This is a genomic window from Rhizobacter sp. P3_C12 (genome assembly GCF_056402735.1).
Genome location: NZ_JBFUGW010000329.1, coordinates 1 through 6,199 on the forward strand (window position 1 = coordinate 1; position 6,199 = coordinate 6,199).

The following is a 6,199-nucleotide window of genomic DNA, read 5'->3' on the forward strand; positions in this document are numbered from 1 at the left end:
GGTTGGTGATGTCCGGTGCAAGAATGCTGGCGTCGGGGAAGGTTGCGGGCGAGGAGGCTGGGGCAGGGATCGCTTTAGGCAACGATGTGGTTCGAGTTCGCCACTACACCAATAGAAAAGGATCGGAAAATATTGAGCGAGATGGGGTTATTCTTGCCCAAGATAACAATAGGGTATATGTAGAGTCGGCAAATAGGCGCGCGCTGAATCAGCAAGCTGCAGAGAAAAATTATCAATTGAAGCAGGGGCGTGGGCGGGATTATGTTGAGACAAATGTTCCGGCAAATAGAGTCGAATGGGTGAAAAACCCACGCTATGGCAGGCCCGAAATGACTGTCAAAGGTGAAATAAAGCTGGATGATCCAACTTTTATCAGGAGAAATTAATGTCCAAGCAGGCAGGTGTTGTTTGCATATCAAAAGCCGATGCTCTTCATATATTGTCGGAAATCGAGGTTATGCTAATATCGCTGCGCAATATTGGCAATCAATATTTGGAGGTGGATCGCCAGTCCTATGAGCACGAAACTACGCGATTCATCGACGAATGGAGGGTGACGCATCGTTTGGCCAAAATTCGTCGACTATTGTCGGAGCCTTTTGGGTCGGAGCTTGGCCCTGATAATATGGATGAAATTGAGCGCGCGATGGTGGGTATTCGCACGTGGGAGCGGCAGGGTGATAATCCGGATTGATTGGAATCCGACTTGTTCGGTGCGCTGGTGGTAACTATGCGCTCAGGACTCATCACATCGTTGATCCCCGCGGGGATGGGGCCTCCGTTGCGCGCCGGCTGGCCATGCTGATGGCATCAACAGTAAACGCCGCGGTGGTTGTGTGGACCTGGTGAAATAAATTTTGCGGAGGGTTCGATTGCCAAAATCTTTGGCCATACCCATCCAACGAACGCTTTGCCTAGTGCGGCAGATGCTGAAGCACTGCGAGCCTTGGGTCAATCGAAGCAGTATGTCTTCCATGGCGGTCAAGTGTCGATTGTTCGGCCCGATCACTGAAGGAGTTTGAGAGCAATGGCATTGTTGATATTCGGTAAGAGCGTGTGCTCTTTGTGCGAGCGGGTTATCAAGCAAGAGGAATCGACTTGTTCATTTCCGCCATTTGTGGTGAACGAATTGGACCCTTGCTTCGTGTTCTCGGACGGAGCGTTCCATGAGACCTGTGTTCGCGAGCACGAGCATGGGGTAGAGGCTCTTCGCCGCGTGGACGAATGGGCTTCAAAGGTCGGACCCGGGAAGAGAAAGTGTGTTGTTTGCGAGACTGAGGTCACCGATCCTGACGACTATCTCTTGATCGAGCATCTGTCGGGTCGCGATAGCGATCCTTTGCGAGCGTTCAACTACACCCACCTTCACAAGTCCTGTCTTCCCAGTTGGGAGAGCAGATCGCGCTTCATTGAGCTTGCCACTGCTGCGCTTGCATCAGACTCTTGGAAAGGGCCATACCTGGCCCACTTGATTGGTGAGATGGAAAATGGACGACAGTCATGGCGCTGAGTGCGATGGGTGAACACGGACCACGCGCAAGCCCAACTGCCCGCAGCACAAGCGGTGGCCGACCCTTTCCAACTACGCCCGCACGACGAGCACCACCTACCGGTCCGCCGGCCTGGTGAACACCCAGACGATCGAGGCGAATGATGCGCACCGGTGCGCAAGTGGCGAACTGAGGCGGTCCCACCGGCGACGCGTTGTTCACCCCGCGCAGCAGCAGCGTCACCTACGGCGCGCAGACGTTGTCGATCGGCGGCATGACCGTGCAGATCCAGCCGAACACCCAGGCGAGCAGCAGCAGCAACGCCAAGGGGCAGGAGACGAAGCAGACGGTGGACCCGCGCTTCGGCACCGTGCTGAGCACGACCGAGCCGAACGGGTTGACCGCGCGTCGGGAGATCGACGACCTGGGGCGCACGACGCGCGAGATTCACCCCGACGGCACGCGGATGGTCACGGTCTACTGCCTCATCGCCGGGCGCGTGAACCCGGCCGGAGACACCTCGAGCAACAGCCCCGGCTGCCCGAGCCCGAGCGCGGCCGAGATCCCGGTCGATGCGCTGGAGTTCACGCACGTGGAGCCGCGCGACGCGAGCGGCGCGGACGGCGTCAAGAACGGCCCGTTCGCCCGCAAGTATCTGGACCGGGCAGGGCGCTTGCTGCGGCAAGTCACCGAGGCCTTCGATGGCGCAACGCAACCCGGCGGCACGAACCGCCTGATCGTCACCGACACCGAGTACGGCGACCTGGGCCAGGTGCTGCTGCAGACGCAGCCGTACTTCCTGGACAGCGGCTCGTCSACGAGCACGGGCAGCGCCGACGTGGGGCTCACGCGCACCGAGTACGACGTGCTGGGCCGGGTGTTGAAGATCTACACCGCCGACAACCAGGGTAGCCAGCCGGGCGTGAGCTTCGGTGCCCGCGGCAGCCGCCGGGCACGCGTGTCGAGCACGGCCTATGGCGCGCTGGTGGTCACCACCACCGACGACCAGGGCCGCACGCGCCGCGAGGAGGCCAGCGTCGAAGGACGCACGATCCGCATCACCGACCCGCTGGGGGCGCAGATCGTTCACCAGCACGACGCGTTCGGCAACCTGGTGGCGACGAAGGATGCGCTGCAGAACTCGGTGCAGATCGCCTACGACGTGCGGGGCAACAAGCTGAAGCTGACCGACCCGGACGCCGGGGTGATCGAGTACCGCTACGACGCGCTCGGCCAGGTGGTGCGGCAGCAGAATCCGCTGCAGTTGCAGCGCGGCGGGCAGACGAGCATGCAGTACGACGTGCTCGGGCGGATGACGCTGCGCACGGAGCCGGAGTACAGCAGCACCTGGACCTACGACAACTGCGCGATGGGCATCGGCAAGCTGTGCGCGACGAGCGCCAGCACCGACATGAGCCAGCAGTGGGTGTACGACAGCCTGGGCCGGCTGGTCAGTAACCGCACGACCGTGGCGAACGGGCCGAGTTTTGCGAGCGCGCTGAGCTACGACGCGAACGGCCGGCAGGCGACGCAGACCTGGTCGACCGGGCTGACGGTGAACTACGGCTACACGCCGAAGGGGTTCCTCGGCACGGTGTCGTTGGCGACGGCGGTGACGGTGAACCCGTTGCCCGCCACGCCGGGCGGCACGCCAGGCCCGAGCACGACGCTGCCGGCGGGCACGGTGCTGTGGCAGGCGCAGGCCTACAACGCGTGGGACCGGCTGGAGCAGCAGAAGTACAGCAGTGCCGTGGTGAGCACCTCTGCCTACGAGGCCGCAACCGGCCGGGCCAGCGGCCTGGTGTCGGGCAAGGCGGGTGCGACCACCGTGCTGAACCACGGCTACGTCTGGGACAGCCTGGGCCGGCTGACGAACCGCAACGATGCGAATGGGGATGGCAGCACAGGCGCGGTGACCGAGAACTTCGAGCACGACGTGCTCGGCCGGCTGCAGCGCTACACGGTGGCGGCTCCCGCGATCAGCGGTTTGGTCCGGACGGTCAGCCTGCAATACAACGCGCTGGGCAGCATCCTCTACAAGAGCGATGTGGGGGCGTACAGCTACGGCGCGCAGGGGGCCAACTCCGTTCGACCTCATGCCGTTCAATCGATCGAAGGCGCAGCCGCTAACACCTACGGCTTCGACGCGAACGGGAACATTGCCAGCGCGAGCTCAGGCAAGTACCGCGGCATCACCTACACCGGCTTCAACCTACCGGACAGCCAAGCCGGCGTGCAAGGGCCTGCAGGCGGCCCGAGCTACGTGTGGAACTACGACGAGGACCACGCGCGCATTCGCGAGGTGCGAACGATTCCGAGTGGCACGAACGCCGGTACCCGGACCACGTGGTACCTGCATCCGGACAACACCGGAGGCCTGGCCTTCGAGAGCGAGGTCAACGCACCGACGACTCCAAGCGCAGCGAACCCTGCAGTGACAAGCAACCGCCACTACCTGAGCGCCGGCGGCCAGAGTCTCGGCGTGCTGGTCACCACCGGAGCGCTGCCGTCACTCGGCGCGACCCAGACCGCACCGCCCGTGCAGTCGAGCCTGAGCGCMGTGAAGCTGGAGTACTGGCACAAGGACCACCTGGGCAGCATCGCAGCGACGACGGACCACAACGGCGACGTGACGGCCCGCGACGCGTACGACCCGTTCGGCAAGCGGCGCTTCGCGAACGGCAACTACGACRMYGCSRGCRCGCTGGTGATCGACTGGAGCCCCGCMRTCAACAGYGGCACGGACCGCGGYTTCACCGGCCACGAGCAGCTCGATGACATCGGGCTSACGCACATGAATGGCCGGCTGTACGACGCCACCATCGGTCGCTTCCTGTCGGTGGACCAGCTCGTCAGCGATCCGTCGGACCTGCAGGCCTACAACCGCTACAGCTACGTGCGCAACGATCCGCTGGCGAGGACGGACCCGAGCGGGTGGTCGGATCTGAAGGAGAGCAAGACGCCGGATCTGCAAAGCATTTGCAGGGGGGGCTGCGACGGCGTCATTGTGAACCCGTCGGGGAGTGTTTCAGCGACGCCGGAATCGACGGTCAAGACGACGGAGACAAAGGCCTCGGCAGATAAGCAACCAGAAGGGACTGCGGTCGCAAAAGGAGGGCGTGATCCAAGCAGCCTTGGCAGCGCATTGCTTGACACTGGCAAGGCGTTCTGGAATGTGGGTGTCGGTGTCGTGGAGGGCGTTCCAAACCTTGTGAGCGGAGCAATACCTGGTGGGCCAGACTACGTTCCGTTCTTGAATGGCGCTCGGGGTGAGTACGATACGCCGGCGTTCGGGATGACCGTTGAGGTAATCACTGGCATTGGCGCRGTCAAGGTGTTGGGAGAGATCGGCGCTGCTCGACCGTCTGCGCCCGCGGTGACACCGGGTGAGTTCTCGATCGCTGACTGGTCTGGATATCCGGCAAGCGTTCCGAAGCCGCAAGGCACGTTCCGGCTGCTGGAGGGGCCTGAGTACAACGCGGCTCGAGACGCTGCGAACAAGGCCAACGCTGCGATACGGAAGGAGCAAGGGCTTGTAGGGAAACCTGTGGACGTGCACGAAGTGAAGCCGGTGAAGTTCAATGGAAGTCCGACAGATCCAGCCAACAAGGTTGTATTGCCGCGTGATGTTCATCGCCAACAAGTAACTCCGTGGTGGAATCAGCTGATGCGAGATATCGTTGGACATTGATGATGGAGTGTGACAAGCATGGAAACTGAGCTGAAAGATTGGGTGTTGAACGCAGGGGTGACCGAAGAGGCCCTGCGCGACGCTGTGGAGTCGCTTGGTCTTTCGTTACCCTTGGACTACGTGCAGTTCCTTCGGAAGCACAACGGTGGAGAGGGCTTCATCGGCGACAACTACCTCATTCTTTGGAAGGCCGAAGAACTGAGTATTTTTAATCGAGAGTATGAGGTGAGCCAATATGCGCCAGGTCTTCTCCTGTTCGGCTCTAGCGGTGGTGGCGAGGGGTATGGGTTCGATCTGCGCAGCACCGACTTTTCCGTCGTTCGTATTCCATTCGTCGGAATGGACTTGCAATATGCGACTGCCACTGCCCGCAGCTTTAGCGATCTCTTCATTCGGTTGGCGATGTGATCATGACCAAGAGGGAATCAAAAAGCCAAGGAAACGGATCTCGGATGTTGGGCATGGAACTGTTTGAAATCACTCCTATCGTCCTGGGGGGCGATCCCCTTGACCCGAGGAACAAGACATGGTTGACCAAGCAACAGCACTTCGAGGCTGTTCGCTATTGGAATCGAGTAATTAGGGAGTTGCGGCAGATTAAAGGCTCCGACAGTTGAGCTGAAGTAGTCGCACACGAGAGCTGGATGCGACTCCTCATACAGAAGCGAGAGCGGTCGTTAATAATAAGCTTAACCCTGACGAAACAATGACCACTACTGGGCAGAAGCCACCTTCCCCTGCATGTAAGTGACGTATGGATCGTAGCGTGGCGGAAAGCGGTACGACCATTGAGCATCAATGCCGGCAGGGTGGCTTAACCAATGTTTAGGCTGCTGATTCGCGATGGTGATATAACTATGGAAATAGTTGTAAATATTGCCAAGTTCGAAGATGATAGCTATGGCACAATTCTTGCATTTTCTGATGATGCTAGTGACCCGTGGCACTATGTGATCCTTCAGATTAAAAATACTCCGTCTGCGCAAAACATTAACCTTGGGCACGGAGGTATTCATTT

At 60.3% G+C, this 6,199-nt stretch carries 5 protein-coding genes; all 5 read left to right on the forward strand.

What is annotated here, in order from left to right; all coding sequences use genetic code 11:
* A partial coding sequence (locus AC1DXV_RS30055; protein WP_477937112.1) for an HYD1 signature containing ADP-ribosyltransferase family protein occupies positions 1-386 on the forward strand: 386 nt, incomplete at its 5' end.
* Positions 386-694, forward strand: a complete 309-nt coding sequence (locus AC1DXV_RS30060) for a hypothetical protein (protein ID WP_477873842.1) — start codon at positions 386-388, stop codon at positions 692-694. The genes AC1DXV_RS30055 and AC1DXV_RS30060, both read left to right, overlap by 1 nt.
* Positions 695-1,704: 1,010 nt before the next feature.
* Entirely contained in the window at positions 1,705-5,181 is a 3,477-nt protein-coding gene (locus AC1DXV_RS30065) for an RHS repeat-associated core domain-containing protein (protein ID WP_477937114.1), read from the forward strand.
* Positions 5,182-5,199: 18 nt separating this feature from the next.
* A complete protein-coding gene (locus AC1DXV_RS30070) occupies positions 5,200-5,589 on the forward strand; it encodes an SMI1/KNR4 family protein (RefSeq protein WP_477870043.1) in 390 nt (129 codons plus the stop codon).
* A 413-nt stretch (positions 5,590-6,002) separates the two neighbouring features.
* Positions 6,003-6,199: hypothetical protein (locus tag AC1DXV_RS30075; RefSeq protein WP_477937116.1), on the forward strand; the 197-nt coding region annotated here is incomplete at its 3' end.

What these genes read in the sequence shown, in the direction of transcription:
- AC1DXV_RS30060 (WP_477873842.1), top strand. Translation starts at nt 386, where the DNA reads ATGTCCAAGCAGGCAGGTGTTGTTTGCATATCAAAAGCCGATGCTCTT.
- AC1DXV_RS30070 (WP_477870043.1), top strand. Translation starts at nt 5,200, where the DNA reads ATGGAAACTGAGCTGAAAGATTGGGTGTTGAACGCAGGGGTGACCGAA.